The following is a 13,515-nucleotide window of genomic DNA, read 5'->3' on the forward strand; positions in this document are numbered from 1 at the left end:
TTCGCCCCGCCGCCCCCGGGTTCCGCCCGCCCGGACGGAAGGGCGCCACCTGCGTGGATGACCGCGCGAGCGCAATCGCCGCGCGATGCGCCATTGATGTACGACGTCGCCCTCGTCGGTCGGAGCGGTTTGGGTTTTCGGCGGGTCGGGAACTTAGCGGTCACGACAGGAACACCACAGACCGTGGTACTGAATCTTTTAGAGAAGGAGGGCGACGTGGAGCTCACCGTTTGGGGCATCGTCACTGCGCTCATCGTTGGTCTTATCATCGGCGCTCTGGGTCGCCTGCTCGTGCCGGGGCGTCAGAACATGCCGATGTGGCTGCACATGCTGATTGGTGTCGGCGCCGCGCTGCTGGGCACCGTGCTGGCTCGGGCGATGGGTATCGCCACCGAGACCGCGGGCATCGACTGGGGCGAGCTGCTGGTCCAGATCGTGCTGGCGGCGATCGCCGTGGCGCTGGTCGCCGGTGTGGGTCGTCGCCGCAGCGTCACCCACCGGTAATCCCCGTACCGCTGAAACGGGCGTCCGACCGCACAGGTCGGGCGCCCGTTTCGCGTCCGCCCGGGGCTCTCGCGGACGGGGTCCGGGCGTCGGTCCGCCCGGCCCCGCTGGACAGGGCGCCCGTGCGGGCCGCGTTCCGGGTGGGCCGGAAGTCCCGTCTGGGCGCGGCTCGGAGCGGTGCCCCGGAAAGTCGGTTTGGATTTTTGACGGGTCGGGAACTTAGCGGTCACGACAGGAACACCACAGACCGTGGAACTGATTCTTCTTGAGGAGGGCGACATGGAGCTCACCGTTTGGGGCATCGTCACTGCGCTCATCGTTGGTCTCATTGTCGGCGCTCTGGGTCGCCTGCTCGTGCCGGGGCGCCAGAACATGCCGATGTGGCTGCACATGCTGATTGGTGTCGGCGCCGCGCTGCTGGGCACCGTGCTGGCTCGGGCGATGGGTATCGCCACCGAGACCGCGGGCATCGACTGGGGCGAGCTGCTGGTCCAGATCGTGCTGGCGGCGATCGCCGTGGCGCTGGTCGCCGGTGTGGGTCGTCGCCGCAGCGTCACCCACCGGTAATCCCCGTACCGCTGAAACGGGCGTCCGACCGCACAGGTCGGGCGCCCGTTTCGCGTCCGCCCCGATCGTCTCGGTGCGCCCGGTTTCGTCCCGGCACCGGACCCGCGCACGGTCCGTTCGCTGCGGTACCGTCGCCTCTCTTCCGCCGACCGCCCACTGTCGTAAAGGAATTTTTCCTACTAAGGTGCGGCGGAGAAGGTTAGTGCCAAGCGGCGCGAGGGAGATGTGGCGTGAACAGGTGGAAGCGGCTGGCCCCGGTCACCGCCGTCGTGGCCTCGGCCGCGATGGTTCTGGCCGGTTGCGGTGGCTCCGATGACGACAAGGCCGCCGACAACAGCAAGCTCACGGTCTGGATGATGGGCGAGGGCAGCGAGGCGCAGACCAAGTTCCTCGACGGCGTCGAGACCGAGTTCCGGCAGAAGCACCCGGACACGGACGTGGTGGTCCAGTACATCCCCTGGCTCGAGGCGCCGAAGAAGTTCCAGGCCGCCCTCGCCGGCGGCGAGGGACCGGACGTCACCGAACTGGGCAACACCGAGACCCAGGGTTGGGCGGCGCAGGAGGCGCTGGCCGACGTGACCGACCGGATGAACGGCTGGTCCGAGGGCAAGGACATCCTCCCCGACCTGGTCAAGAACGCCCAGCTCGACGGCAAGCAGTACGGCGTGCCGTGGTACGCCGGCGTCCGGGGGATGTACTACCGCACCGACTGGTTCGCCGAGGCGGGCGTGAAGCCGCCGACGAACTGGGAGGAGCTGATCTCCGCCGCCAAGGCCGTGCAGGCCAAGAAGCCGAACACCTACGGCATCGCGCTGCCCGGCAACTCGGAGCTGCCCTTCTACTCGTTCCTCTGGGGCGCGGGCGCGGAGATCGCGACGAAGCAGGGCGACTCCTGGAAGTCCGGCTACAACACGCCCGAGGCGCAGAAGGCCGTCAAGTTCTGGACCGACCTCGTGACCGTGCACAAGGTGGCCCCGCCGGCCGCCGCGGGCTGGAACGAGATCGACGCCCGGACCCAGTTCGCCACCGGCAAGGCGGCGATGGCGTTCGGCGGCAGCTGGCAGCAGAACGCCATCAAGAAGGACAACCCGGAGATCGAGAAGGTCTGGGGCACGTTCCCGATCCCCGGCCCCGACGGCAAGGCGGCGCCCGGCTTCGCCGGCGGTTCCGACGTCGCGATCTGGAAGGACAGCGAGCGCCAGGACCTCGCCTGGGACTACCTGACCGTGCTGCTGAACAAGAAGAACGACCAGGCCTTCGCCGACAGCCTCGGCTTCTTCCCGGTCTACAAGGACCTGGTCGGTGGCGACAAGTACGCCAACGACAAGATCATGGCGGCGTTCGCCACCACGATGCAGAACACCAAGCTCACGCCGCTCACCCCGAAATGGGTGGAGGTCAGCCGCACCAAGACGGTGACCCAGGCGATGAACAGCTCGGTCATGAAGGGTCAGAAGACGGTCGAGAAGGCTACCGCCGACGCGGCCGCGGAGATGGAAAGCATCCTCAACGCCAAGTGACCACGCTGACCGAGGCGCCGGAGACGGCCGCCGCGCGGGAGACCCCCGCGCGGCGGCGTCGCCGGGTGGACCGCCTGCCCTACCTGCTGCTCCTGCCCTGCCTGGTGATCATCTGTGTCCTGCTGCTCTGGCCGCTCGGCCAGGTGGTGGTGATGTCCTTCCACCAGCTCAACAACGTCCGACAGTTGCGCGGCGACCGCGAGTGGCCGTGGGTGGGCCTCGGCAACTACGCCGAGATCCTCAGCGATCCGTTCTTCCTGACGGTGCTGCGCAACACCGTCCTCTTCGCCGTGGCCAACGTCGCGCTCACGATGGTCCTGGGCACCCTGGTCGGGCTGCTGCTCAACCGGCTCGGCAAGCGGATGGCCGCCTTCGTGGCCAGCTGCGTGATGCTCGCCTGGGCCACCCCGGCGCTGACCGGCACGATCGTCTGGAAGTGGATCTTCGACGACACCAGCGGCCTGGTCACCTGGCTGTTCAATGCACTGCCCGACGGGCTGTCGCAGAGCCTCTTCGGGCGCAGCGACTGGACCGGCTACGGCTGGTTCAACTCGCCCCTGCTGTTCTTCTCGATCCTGACCCTGGTGGTGGTCTGGCACTCGTTCCCGTTCATCGCGGTCAGCGTGCTGGCCGGCCTGAAGAGCGTGCCGAGCGAGCTGCACGAGGCGGCCCGGGTCGACGGGGCGGGGCCGTGGAAGGTCTTCTGGAAGATCACCTTCCCGCTGCTGCGGCCGGTCTTCGGGATCCTGATCGTGCTCTCCACCATCTGGGACTTCAAGGTCTTCACCCAGCAGTTCGTGCTGGCGGGCGGCACGCAGGACCGGCCGACCTTCATGCTCTCCATCTACTCGTACGCGGAGGCGTTCTCGCCCCCGCCCAAGTACGGTCTCGGCGCCGCGATCGCGGTGATCCTCACCCTGATCCTGCTGGTGGTGACCGGCCTCTACGTCCGCATGGTGCTCAAGCAGGAGGAGGACGCGTGACGCGACGTGGCGGCGGCGCAGGCGTGAAGCGCCTCGCCCTCAACGGCGCGGGGCTGCTGGTGGCGCTCTTCGCCGCGTTCCCGGTCTACTGGATGATCGCGACCTCGCTGAAGCCGAGCTCGGAGATCTTCTCGTCCACCCCCCGGCCGGTGCCCACCGAGCCGACGCTGGAGCACTACCGGCAGATCCTCACCGGGAACCTGATCCCGGGCGTCACCTTCGCCGACTTCTTCCTCAACAGCGCGCTGGTCGCGGTCTGCACCGTGGTGCTGAGCGGGTTGGTCGCGCTGCTGGCCGCCACCGCGGTGGCCCGGTTCCGGTTCAAGCTGCGAACCACCTTCCTGATCATGCTGCTGGTGGTGCAGATGATCCCGCTGGAGGCGCTGGTCATCCCGCTGTTCCTGATGATCCAGCGGCTCGGGCTCTACAACACCCTGCCCAGCCTCATCCTCACCTACCTCGGCTTCTCGCTGCCGTTCGCGGTCTGGATGCTGCGCGGCTTCGTCGCCGCCGTGCCCAAGGAGTTGGAGGAGGCCGCCGCCATCGACGGGGCCAGCCGGGCGCAGACCTTCCGGAAGGTCCTCTTCCCGCTGGTGGCGCCCGGGCTCGTGGCCACCAGCATCTTCTCGTTCATCACCGCCTGGAACGAGCTGATCTTCGCGCTGACCTTCATCAACGACCAGGACAGCTACACCCTCCCGGTCGCGATGACGTTCTTCTTCGGCCGCGACGACACGGCCTGGGGTCCGGTGATGGCCGCCTCCACGCTGTTCACCCTGCCGGTGATCGTCTTCTTCCTGCTGGTGCAGCGGCGGATGGTCTCCGGGCTGGTGGCCGGGGCCGTCAAGGGCTGACCCCCGCGTCAGGAACCTGCGGCCCCCCGTCGACGCCCCGGCATCGACGGGGGGCCGTTCCGCGGGCGCGTCGGGGGCGTCCGCGCGGGCTAGGCTGACCGCCATGACGGGCAGGCTGGCTTCGGTGAACATCGGCGTCGTGACCGAGGCGGAATGGGCGGGCGACGCGAGCGGCCGCAGCGGCATCGACAAGCGGCCGGTCGACGGCCCGGTGCTGCTGCGCGCCGACGGGGTGGCCGGCGACTTCATCGGCGAACGCGCCCACCACGGCGGTCCGGAGCAGGCGGTCTACGCGTACGCCGAGGAGGACGCGTCCTGGTGGGCGGGGGAGATCGGCCGGGGCATCCGCCCCGGCGGCTTCGGGGAGAACCTGACCACGTACGCGGTGGACGTGACGGGCGCCGTGATCGGCGAGCAGTGGGCGGTCGGGTCCGCCCTGCTCCAGGTGACCAAGCCGCGCACCCCGTGCACCACCTTCGCCGGCTTCTGGGGCGTGCCCGACCTGATCAGACGGTTCACGGTGCGGGCGACGCCCGGCGCGTACCTGCGGGTGCTGCGCGAGGGCGAGGTCGGCGCGGGGGACCCGGTCGAGGTGGTGGACCGGCCCGCGCACGGGGTGACGATCGGCGAGGTGTTCCGGGCCCTGAGCCTGGAGCCGGAGCTGCTGCCCCGGCTGCTCGACGCGCCGGACCTGCCGGAGGGGGTCCGGGAGAAGGCGCGCCGCCGGCTCGCCGGCCCGAGCTGACCGACGCCCCTTGCACGGGAACGGGCCCCGTCCCATCGGGGAGGGGGCCCGTCCGGCGTCGGCCCGGCGCGCGCCGGGTGACCGGCTCAGCGCAGCCAGGGCACGCTGCGGTCGAGCAGACCGCGCTGCTTGAGCTCCTTGCGCAGCGGGATCTCGTCGTCGATGTAGCCGTCCCAGTTGATGCCCCAGTAGTTGGCGGTGTGGGTGCCCTCACCGCAGAGCTGGCGCTGCACCGGCGTGCGGTTGGCCCACCACTCGCCGTCCTTGTCGATGTGCAGCTCGTCCAGCGGCCGGATCCACCGGTAGGTGTAGCCGACGAAGAGCATCTTGCGGGTGATGGTCGACAGGTTCGTCGACCGCGAGTGCCACTGGCGGCGGTCGAAGATGAAGGCGTCACCGGGGTTGGCGGTGATCTCCACCGTGCCCTCCGGGTCCGGGTTGTGCACGGAGGTGTCCTCCGGGCGGGGCAGCGAGTTCCACAGGTGGCTGCCCGGGATCACCTTGGTGGCGCCCCGGCCCTTCTCCGACAGGTCGGACAGGACGTAGGCCACCTTGAGCGAGAACATCGGCCGAGGCAGGTTCGGGTCCATCGTCTCCGGGTCGGAGTTCTGCCGGTACCCGTCCTGGTGCCACCCCCAGTAGGGCTTCTCCGGCTCCGCCGCCGGCGGGGTGACGTCCAGGTGGTTGTGGTGGGTGTAGATGTTCCAGCCGGCCAGGCCCCACATGTACGGGAAGGCGATCGGGTGGGTCAGCAGGTCGCCGAAGAGCTCGTCGCGCTCCAGGAAGCCCAGCAGGTGCAGGGTGCCGTCCTTGGTGGTGGTGCCCTTCGCCTTCTCCTCGGCGTAGACGCGGTCCACCGCCGCCTCCAGCGCCGCCCGGTGGTCCTCCGTCAGGACGTTGCGCAGCAGGAGGAAGCCCTGCTCGTGGAACTCCTTGCGGTCGGTGTCACTGATCGGTTCGTAACCGGTCCGGTCGCCGTAGTCGAACACTTCGACGTACCCCTCCCCATGAGGCGAAACCATTGCTGGCACAGGCCGCCGATCGTAACCCGCTGGTTCCGGGGCGGGGTACTGCCCAGCACGATATGCGACCGTTGTCCGGACTCTGAGGAGCGACATGGTGGCGGTGCGTCATGGGCCCGCCGCGCGGCGTGGCTTATCTCCGGGAATGCCGGTTTGCGCGGTGACTGCCGGTAAGGAGATCGGGGGCCACTACGCCTCGGCGAAGACCTCCGCGACGACCTGCCCGGCGGCCGGGGCCTCGTCGGTCCGGTTCCAGGTGCCGTCGCGGGCCGTCCACTCCAGGTCGCCGAAGCGCACCCGCTTCACGCCGTGGTCCTGGGCGTGCGAGACCAGCCAGTGCGCGTACCGCCAGCCCCGGCGCTCGTCGGCGGCCGGGACCGTCAGGCCCGTCAGGTCCGCCGCGGTGCTCGCGCCGGCCAGGCCCCAGTCCAGCAGGAGGCCGCGGGTCAGCGCGCTCGCCGCGGCCTCGCCGCGCATCGCCGGGTCGCGCCCCACCGTGCAGGCGACCGCGCCGGTGGCGTGTCCGACCAGGGCCCGGGTCAGCACCTCGGACTCGTCCGCCCACTTCTGGTACGCCTCCGGGAAGGCCGAGCGCTGCACCCTCTGCGCCGCGTCGGTGACCCGCATCTGCTCCCAGCCGCGCACCTTCTTCAGCCCGGAGTAGAACTTCCCGGCCGCGTAGCGGGGATCGCGGATCTGCTCCGGGGTGCCCCAACCCTGGCTCGGGCGCTGCTGGAACAGCCCGATCGAGTCGCGGTCGCCGCCGGCGAGGTTGCGCAGGCCGGATTCCTGGTAGGCGGTGGCCAGCGCGACGACGACGGCCCGCTCGGGCATCTTCCGCTGGATGCCGATGGCCGCGATCGTCGCCGCGTTGGCCATCTGGTCGGGGTCCAGGGCGACCCGACCGTCCGCCTGTACCGTGCACGTCCGGCTGGCCAGGGGCAGGCGCAACTCCCCGCCCAACTGCCGGACGACGATCCAGATCCCGACCGCGGCGAGGACGACGAGGACGACGCCGCCGGCCACGACTGCCCGAGTACGCACCCACACCCCCTGATCGACAGTCCGACAAGCGTACGTCCCCCGTGGTGCCTTCCGGGTCGTCCGACCGGTTCTCCACGACCGTCGGGCGTGGCACCGGCCGGCGCTACCGGCGGGCGCCCGCCGCGGCGTCGCCGTCGGCGGCGGGCACCCAGCGCGCCGGCCGCTTCTCCCGGAACGCCAGGACGCCCTCGCGCCCCTCCTCCGACAGGAAGTACCCGGTCGAGAGGGTGGACAGCCCGGCGATCTCCGTCCGCAGGTCCGCGGCGGGCGGCCGGCGCAGCAACTGCTTCGCCCCGGCCAGCGCACCCGGTGCCCCCCGCACCAGAGAGTCGCAGTACCCCGCAACCGCCGCGTCCAGTCCGTCCGCCGGCACGGCGGCGGTGACGAGGCCGATCTCGGCCGCCCGCCGCCCGTCGAAGGTGTCGCCGGTCAGGTAGAGCTCGGCCGCCGCGCGGGGGTGCAGCCGGGGCAGCACGGTCGCGGAGATCACCGCCGGCACCACGCCGATCCGCACCTCGGTGAAGGCGAACGTCGCCTCCTGCGCGCAGACCGCCAGGTCGGCCGCCGCGATGAGGCCCAGGCCGCCGGCCCGCGCCGGGCCGGCCACCCTCGCCACCACCGGCTTCGGGCACTCCCAGACCGCCGCGAGCACGTCGCCGAGCATCCCGGCCGGCACGGTCCCGCTGGCGTACGCGGCGGCGGTCTCCTTGAGGTCCGCCCCGGAACAGAAGACGGGGCCCGTGTGGTCGAGCACGATCACGCGTACGGCGTCGTCGGCGACCGCCTCGGCGAGGCCGGCCAGCAGCTGGGTCATCAGCGGCGTGGAGAGCGCGTTGCGGTTGTGCGGGCTGTCGAGGGTGAGGGTGGTCACCCCACGGGCCGTGGCGGCCCGCACGAGCACGTCGGGAGAGGTCATGGAAGGGCACACTAGTGGCCATGCCCGGCGTCCTTCCAGAAGGCGAAACCGTCCCGTTCGACGGCTCGCTGCCCGCCACCGCCACCCGTGCCGTCGGCGCGCGCGGCTTCGGCGTGTACGTGCACGTGCCGTTCTGCGCCAGCCGCTGCGGCTACTGCGACTTCAACACGTACACCGCCGCCGAGCTGGGCGGCGGGGCGGGCCGGGAGGACTACGCCGACACCGTGCTGGCCGAGCTGGCGCTCGCCCGCCGGGTGCTGGGCGACGCCCCGCCGCCCCGCGTCGACACGGTCTTCGTCGGCGGCGGCACCCCGACCCTGCTCCCCGCCGACGACCTGGCCCGGATCCTCGACGGCATCGACCGCGCCTGGGGGCTCGCGGCCGACGCCGAGGTGACCACCGAGGCCAACCCGGAGTCGGTCACGCCGGAGTCGCTGAGGACGCTGCGGGCCGCCGGCTACACCCGGATCTCGCTGGGCATGCAGTCCGCCGCGCCGGGGGTGCTGGCGATCCTCGACCGCACGCACAGCGCCGGCCGGGCCGTCGCCGCCGCCCGCGAGGCGCGCGACGCCGGTTTCGACCACGTCAACCTGGACCTGATCTACGGCACGCCGGGGGAGACCGAGGCGGACTTCGCCGCCTCCCTCGACCAGGTCGTCGCCGCCGGGGTGGACCACGTCAGCGCGTACGCCCTGATCGTGGAGGACGGCACCCGGCTGGCCGCCCGGATGCGGCGCGGCGAGCTGCCGTACCCCTCCGACGACGTCGCCGCGGACCGCTACCTCGCCGCGGAGGCCGCCCTGGGCGCGGCCGGTCTGTCCTGGTACGAGGTGTCGAACTGGGCCCGCGACGAGGCGGCCCGGTGCCGGCACAACCTGCTCTACTGGACGGGCGCCGACTGGTGGGGGCTCGGCCCGGGGGCGCACAGCCACGTCGGCGGCGTGCGCTGGTGGAACGTCAAGCACCCCACGACGTACGCGAAGCGGCTGGCCGCGGGCGGCTCGCCCGGCCTGGCCCGCGAGGTGCTCACGGCCGACGAGGCGCACATGGAGGACGTCATGCTCCGGCTGCGCCTCGCCTCCGGGCTGCCCCTGGACGCCCTCGACGACGCCGGCCGGACCGGCGCCGCGCGGGCCCTCGCCGACGGGCTGCTGGCCGCCGACGAGCACGCGGCCGGCCGGGCCGTGCTGACCCTGCGGGGCCGGCTGCTCGCCGACGCGGTCGTCCGTGACCTGCTGCCCTGAACCGCGTGCCGGGGCCGGCCGGGGGAGCGGCCGACCCGGGTCACCTGGTGAAGCCGTAGGTCATCGGGTAGCGGTAGAGCACGCCCTCGTTGGCCTTGACCCCGCCGACGATGCCGAAGATCAGCGGCACCAGCCAGACGAGCATCGGGACGAAGAACAGCACCCCGCAGGTGATCAGCGTGACCACCCAGCTCAGCACCCCGACGATCGTCCAGGTGAGCTGGAAGTTCAGCGCCGCGACGGCGTGCGCCCGGGCGGTCGGCGACTGCTGCCCCCGCGCCATCAGCGCGATGAGCGGCGCGAGCCAGCCGAGCAGGCCGCCGCCGACGATCACGCCGACCGCGCCGCCGAAGTGGGCGATCAGGGCCCAGTTCTTGTCGTCGTTGCTGGCGTAGCCGCCCGTCGGCGGGCCGTAGCCGCCGCCGGCGGGATAGCCGGCCCCCGGCGGGTAGCCGCCGGGCGGAGGGTGACCACCCGGCGGGGGATAGTCACCGGGCGGAGGGTAGGCGCCAGGCGGAGGGTAGGCGCCGGGCGGGGGATAGCCGCCCGACGGTGGATGGTCACCGGGCGGAGGATGGCTGCCCGGGCCCGGCGCCCCGGACAGTGGTGCGGTGGGGTCGCCGGAGCCGGCGTGGCCGGGAAACCCCGACGGAGCGGTCGGGTCCGGCGGGAAGCCGGGGTCCCCCGCTCCGGGAGGGCGAGGTGGTTCAGTCATGGAGGTCACGGTAGGGGCAGCCGGCAAGGCCGCACCAGCGTGACACCGGCCGGGATGTCCGGATGGCCGGTTCCCGGCGGCGTCGGGTCGGCCCGCGCGGTCGCCGATCGGACTGATCGCCCCAGGTCGATCATCGCGTCGGCGGCCCCGCCGACGTAGACTGGCACTCGCTACAGTCGAGTGCCAGCAGCCCGCCCGGTCCCCCGCGTGCCGGGGGCGACGTGCGACAGGAGGTGGGGAGGATGGGTCTCGACGACCGCAAGCTCGCCGTGCTGCGCGCGATCGTCGAGGACTACGTCGCCACGCAGGAGCCCGTCGGCAGCAAGGCGCTGGTCGAGCGGCACCAGCTGGGGGTCTCACCGGCGACCGTCCGCAACGACATGGCCGTGCTGGAGGAGGAGGGCTACATCCGCCAGCCGCACACCAGTGCCGGCCGGGTGCCCACCGACCGGGGCTACCGGCTCTTCGTGGACCGGCTGTCCCGGGTGAAGCCGCTCAGCCCGGCCGAGCGCCGGGCGATCGAGCGTTTCCTGGTCGGCGCCGTCGACCTCGACGACGTGGTGCACCGCACCGTCCGCCTGCTGGCGCAACTCACCCGGCAGGTCGCCGTCGTGCAGTACCCGAGCCTGGCCCGCTCCTCGGTGCGACACCTGGAACTGGTGCCGATCTCCACCACCCGCCTGATGCTGGTCATGATCGCCGACACCGGCCGGGTCGAGCAGCGGCTCGTCGAGCTGCCCGCGCCGATCCCCGCCGACGACGTCACGGACCTGCGCCGGCTGGTCAACGAGAAGCTGGTCGGCACCCGGCTGTCGGAGACACCGCCGCTGGTGCAGGCGCTGGTCGAGGAGTCGGTGCCGCACCTGCGGCCGGCCATGACCACCCTCTCCACCGTGCTGCTCGAGACGCTGATCGAGCGGCACGAGGAGCGGATCGCGCTGGCCGGCACGGCCAACCTCACCCGTGGGGGCCTGCTCGACTTCCAGGGCTCCCTGCGCCCCATCCTGGAGGCGCTGGAGGAGGAGGTCGTCATGCTCAAGCTCATCGGCGAGGCGGAGCCGAGCACGACCCGGGTCCTGATCGGCGACGAGAACGAGATCGACAACCTGCGCGCCGCCTCGGTGGTCAGCACCGGCTACGGGCCGGGCACGACCAGCGTCGGTGGCCTCGGTGTGCTCGGGCCGACCCGGATGGACTACCCCGGCACCATCGCCACGGTGCGGGCCGTGGCACGCTACGTGGGCGAGCTGCTGGCCCAGAACTGACCAGTCAGGGCCGACGGCCGGCTCCAGCCGCCGACCGGCGCAACGCGAGACGAACATGAGGACACGGAACGCAGTGGCCAGGGACTACTACGGCATTCTCGGGGTGAGCCGGGAAGCCTCCGACGACGAGATCAAGCGCGCCTACCGCAAGCTGGCGCGACAGTTCCACCCGGACGTGAATCCGGATCCGGAGGCACAGGAGAAGTTCAAGGACATCAACGCCGCGTACGAGGTCCTCTCGGACGACCGGAAACGGCAGATCGTCGACCTGGGCGGCGACCCGCTCGCCCCCGGCGGCGGGGGTGCGGGGGGCCCGGGCGGCCCCGGCGGCGCCGGGCCGTTCGTCGGCTTCCAGGACATCATGGACGCGTTCTTCGGTGGCGCGGCCGGCGGCTGCGGGGTCCGCGGCCGCGGACCCGGCCCGGCGCCGACGCGATCCTGCGGCTGGAGTTGGACCTGCACGAGACCGCGTTCGGGGTCGAGGCGCCGATCACCGTCGACACCGCCGTGCTCTGCACCACCTGCTCCGGCGCCGGCACGGCGGCCGGCACCCACCTGGCGACCTGCGAGGCGTGCGCCGGCCGGGGCGAGGTGCAGTCCGTGCAGCGCACCTTCCTCGGTCAGGTGGTCTCCGCCCGGCCGTGCACGGTCTGCCAGGGCTACGGCACCACCATCCCGCACCCGTGCCCGACCTGCGCCGGCGACGGCCGCGTCCGCACCCGGCGTTCGCTGACCGTCAAGATCCCGGCCGGTGTCGAGGACGGCATGCGCATCCGGCTCGCCCAGCAGGGCGAGGTCGGCCCGGGCGGCGGCACGGCCGGCGACCTCTACGTGGAGATCCACGAGCGGCCGCACGACGTCTACTCCCGCAAGGGCGACGACCTGCACTGCCGGGTCACGGTGCCGATGACGGCGGCGGCCCTCGGCACCCGGCTGACCATCAAGACGCTGGACAGCGAGGAGACGGTCGACGTCAAGGCCGGCACCCAGCCGGGCAGCACGCTGCGGCTGCGCGCCCGGGGCGTGCCGCACCTGCGCGGCACCGGCCGCGGTGACCTCTACGTCCACCTCGACGTGCGCACCCCCACCAAGCTCGACGCCGACCAGGAGAAGATGCTGCGCGACTTCGCCAAGACCCGGGGCGAGGAGGTCGCCGAGCTGACCAAGCAGGGCGGCTTCTTCTCCCGGATGCGCGACGCCTTCAACGGCCACGCCTGACGGTCCCGGGGGGTCGCCGCCCGCCGCGGCGACCCGTCGGCCCGGCCCGATCCGTCGGCCCGGCCGGCCTGGCGGTCGGGTGCGTGTCGACCTGCCCGGTGCGCGGCGGCTCCGCCGGCCTGACCGCCCCGGCGCCCGCCGGGGCGGCTAGCCTGATCGTCGTGTCCGCGCCGCTGTTCCTGGTCGACCCGCTGCCCACCGCCGACCGGCTGACCCTCGACGGTCCCGAGGGGCACCACGCCGCCACCGTGCAACGGCTGCGCGTCGGCGAGGAACTGCTGCTCGCCGACGGCCGGGGTGGCACCGCCGCCGCAGTGGTCGCCGCCGTCGGCCGGGGCACCCTCGACCTCGAGGTCACCTCCCGGGGGTACGTCGACGCGTCCGTCCCGCGCCTCGTGGTGGTGCAGGGCATCGCCAAGGGCGACCGGGGCGAGCTGGCCGTGCAGGCGATGACCGAGGTCGGGGTGGACGAGATCGTGCCCTGGGCGGCCGCCCGATCGGTGACCCAGTGGCGCGGCGACCGGGGCGTACGGGCGCGCGAGAAGTGGGCGGCGACCGCCCGGGAGGCGGCCAAGCAGGCCCGCCGCGCCTGGCTGCCCGTGGTGGCCGGCGCCCCCGACGAGTCCACCACGACGGTGGCCCGCCGGATCGCCGGCGCCGCCGCCGCATTCGTGCTGCACGAGGAGGCGAGTGAGCGGCTGACCACCGTCGAGCTGCCCGCCGCCGGTGAGATCGTGCTGGTCGTCGGCCCGGAGGGCGGCATCGCCCCGGCCGAGCTGACCGCCTTCACCGAGGCCGGCGCCCGCCCGGTGCGCCTGGGCCCCTCGGTGCTGCGCACCTCCACCGCCGGCGTGGCCGCCCTCTCGGTCCTCGCCACCCGCCTAACCCACTGGTGACCCGCCCACCCTGACACCCACC

13 protein-coding genes and 1 pseudogene are annotated in these 13,515 nt (G+C 72.4%); 10 read left to right on the forward strand and 4 right to left on the reverse strand.

The window, feature by feature from the left end:
- The first annotated feature begins 216 nt into the window (after positions 1–216).
- The 6 genes from ACSNN9_RS11005 (at position 217) to ACSNN9_RS11030 (ending at position 5,173) form a co-directional block, all read left to right on the forward strand.
- Positions 217–504 (forward strand): GlsB/YeaQ/YmgE family stress response membrane protein, encoded by a 288-nt coding sequence (locus tag ACSNN9_RS11005; protein ID WP_358091157.1) that lies wholly within the window; start codon positions 217–219, stop codon positions 502–504.
- Between the two features lie 279 nt (positions 505–783).
- A complete protein-coding gene (locus ACSNN9_RS11010; RefSeq protein ID WP_357871969.1) occupies positions 784–1,071 on the forward strand; it encodes a GlsB/YeaQ/YmgE family stress response membrane protein in 288 nt (95 codons plus the stop codon).
- A 230-nt stretch (positions 1,072–1,301) separates the two neighbouring features.
- Positions 1,302–2,591 carry a sugar ABC transporter substrate-binding protein gene (locus tag ACSNN9_RS11015; RefSeq protein ID WP_436672925.1) on the forward strand — a complete coding sequence of 430 codons (1,290 nt, stop codon included), beginning with the start codon at positions 1,302–1,304 and terminating at the stop codon, positions 2,589–2,591.
- Entirely contained in the window at positions 2,588–3,574 is a 987-nt protein-coding gene (locus tag ACSNN9_RS11020; protein WP_357871964.1) for a carbohydrate ABC transporter permease, read from the forward strand. The genes ACSNN9_RS11015 and ACSNN9_RS11020 overlap by 4 nt, the downstream gene beginning before the upstream one ends.
- A gap of 23 nt (positions 3,575–3,597) precedes the next feature.
- Positions 3,598–4,428 (forward strand): carbohydrate ABC transporter permease, encoded by an 831-nt coding sequence (locus ACSNN9_RS11025; RefSeq protein WP_436672932.1) that lies wholly within the window; start codon positions 3,598–3,600, stop codon positions 4,426–4,428.
- A 103-nt stretch (positions 4,429–4,531) separates the two neighbouring features.
- Positions 4,532–5,173, forward strand: coding sequence for an MOSC domain-containing protein (locus ACSNN9_RS11030; RefSeq protein WP_358091151.1), 642 nt, complete (start codon positions 4,532–4,534; stop codon positions 5,171–5,173).
- A gap of 86 nt (positions 5,174–5,259) precedes the next feature.
- Here ACSNN9_RS11030 and ACSNN9_RS11035 read toward each other — a convergent pair whose 3' ends face one another.
- From ACSNN9_RS11035 to ACSNN9_RS11045, 3 genes are all read right to left on the reverse strand, one after another.
- Complete coding sequence (locus tag ACSNN9_RS11035; RefSeq protein ID WP_121400220.1) at positions 5,260–6,195, reverse strand: phytanoyl-CoA dioxygenase family protein; 936 nt, start codon at positions 6,193–6,195, stop codon at positions 5,260–5,262.
- Positions 6,196–6,384: 189 nt separating this feature from the next.
- Positions 6,385–7,245, reverse strand: coding sequence for a hypothetical protein (locus ACSNN9_RS11040; RefSeq protein ID WP_436672927.1), 861 nt, complete (start codon positions 7,243–7,245; stop codon positions 6,385–6,387).
- A 97-nt stretch (positions 7,246–7,342) separates the two neighbouring features.
- Positions 7,343–8,155 (reverse strand): enoyl-CoA hydratase-related protein, encoded by an 813-nt coding sequence (locus ACSNN9_RS11045; protein WP_436672928.1) that lies wholly within the window; start codon positions 8,153–8,155, stop codon positions 7,343–7,345.
- Positions 8,156–8,175: 20 nt separating this feature from the next.
- On the opposite strand from ACSNN9_RS11045, the gene hemW reads away from it, so the two are divergent.
- Entirely contained in the window at positions 8,176–9,399 is a 1,224-nt protein-coding gene (gene hemW / locus ACSNN9_RS11050) for a radical SAM family heme chaperone HemW (RefSeq protein WP_436672929.1), read from the forward strand.
- A 40-nt stretch (positions 9,400–9,439) separates the two neighbouring features.
- Here the strand turns inward: hemW and ACSNN9_RS11055 are convergent, their stop codons facing one another.
- Positions 9,440–10,114 carry a DUF4870 domain-containing protein gene (locus ACSNN9_RS11055; protein ID WP_436672930.1) on the reverse strand — a complete coding sequence of 225 codons (675 nt, stop codon included), beginning with the start codon at positions 10,112–10,114 and terminating at the stop codon, positions 9,440–9,442.
- Positions 10,115–10,356: 242 nt separating this feature from the next.
- On the opposite strand from ACSNN9_RS11055, the gene hrcA reads away from it, so the two are divergent.
- From hrcA to ACSNN9_RS11070, 3 genes and pseudogenes are all read left to right on the forward strand, one after another.
- A complete protein-coding gene (gene hrcA / locus ACSNN9_RS11060; protein ID WP_101412363.1) occupies positions 10,357–11,379 on the forward strand; it encodes a heat-inducible transcriptional repressor HrcA in 1,023 nt (340 codons plus the stop codon).
- A gap of 73 nt (positions 11,380–11,452) precedes the next feature.
- Positions 11,453–12,597: pseudogene (gene dnaJ / locus ACSNN9_RS11065) on the forward strand (molecular chaperone DnaJ).
- A 161-nt stretch (positions 12,598–12,758) separates the two neighbouring features.
- Entirely contained in the window at positions 12,759–13,493 is a 735-nt protein-coding gene (locus tag ACSNN9_RS11070; protein ID WP_436672931.1) for a 16S rRNA (uracil(1498)-N(3))-methyltransferase, read from the forward strand.
- Positions 13,494–13,515: the final 22 nt, after the last annotated feature.

It is taken from the genome of Micromonospora sp. URMC 107 (assembly GCF_051386315.1).
GTDB lineage: Bacteria > Actinomycetota > Actinomycetes > Mycobacteriales > Micromonosporaceae > Micromonospora.

Coding starts and splice junctions, on each gene's coding strand:
- ACSNN9_RS11055 (WP_436672930.1), bottom strand. CDS start 10,114: ATGACTGAACCACCTCGCCCTCCCGGAGCGGGGGACCCCGGCTTCCCG.
- ACSNN9_RS11045 (WP_436672928.1), bottom strand. CDS start 8,155: ATGACCTCTCCCGACGTGCTCGTGCGGGCCGCCACGGCCCGTGGGGTG.
- ACSNN9_RS11010 (WP_357871969.1), top strand. CDS start 784: ATGGAGCTCACCGTTTGGGGCATCGTCACTGCGCTCATCGTTGGTCTC.
- ACSNN9_RS11035 (WP_121400220.1), bottom strand. CDS start 6,195: ATGGTTTCGCCTCATGGGGAGGGGTACGTCGAAGTGTTCGACTACGGC.
- hemW (WP_436672929.1), top strand. CDS start 8,176: ATGCCCGGCGTCCTTCCAGAAGGCGAAACCGTCCCGTTCGACGGCTCG.
- ACSNN9_RS11030 (WP_358091151.1), top strand. CDS start 4,532: ATGACGGGCAGGCTGGCTTCGGTGAACATCGGCGTCGTGACCGAGGCG.
- hrcA (WP_101412363.1), top strand. CDS start 10,357: ATGGGTCTCGACGACCGCAAGCTCGCCGTGCTGCGCGCGATCGTCGAG.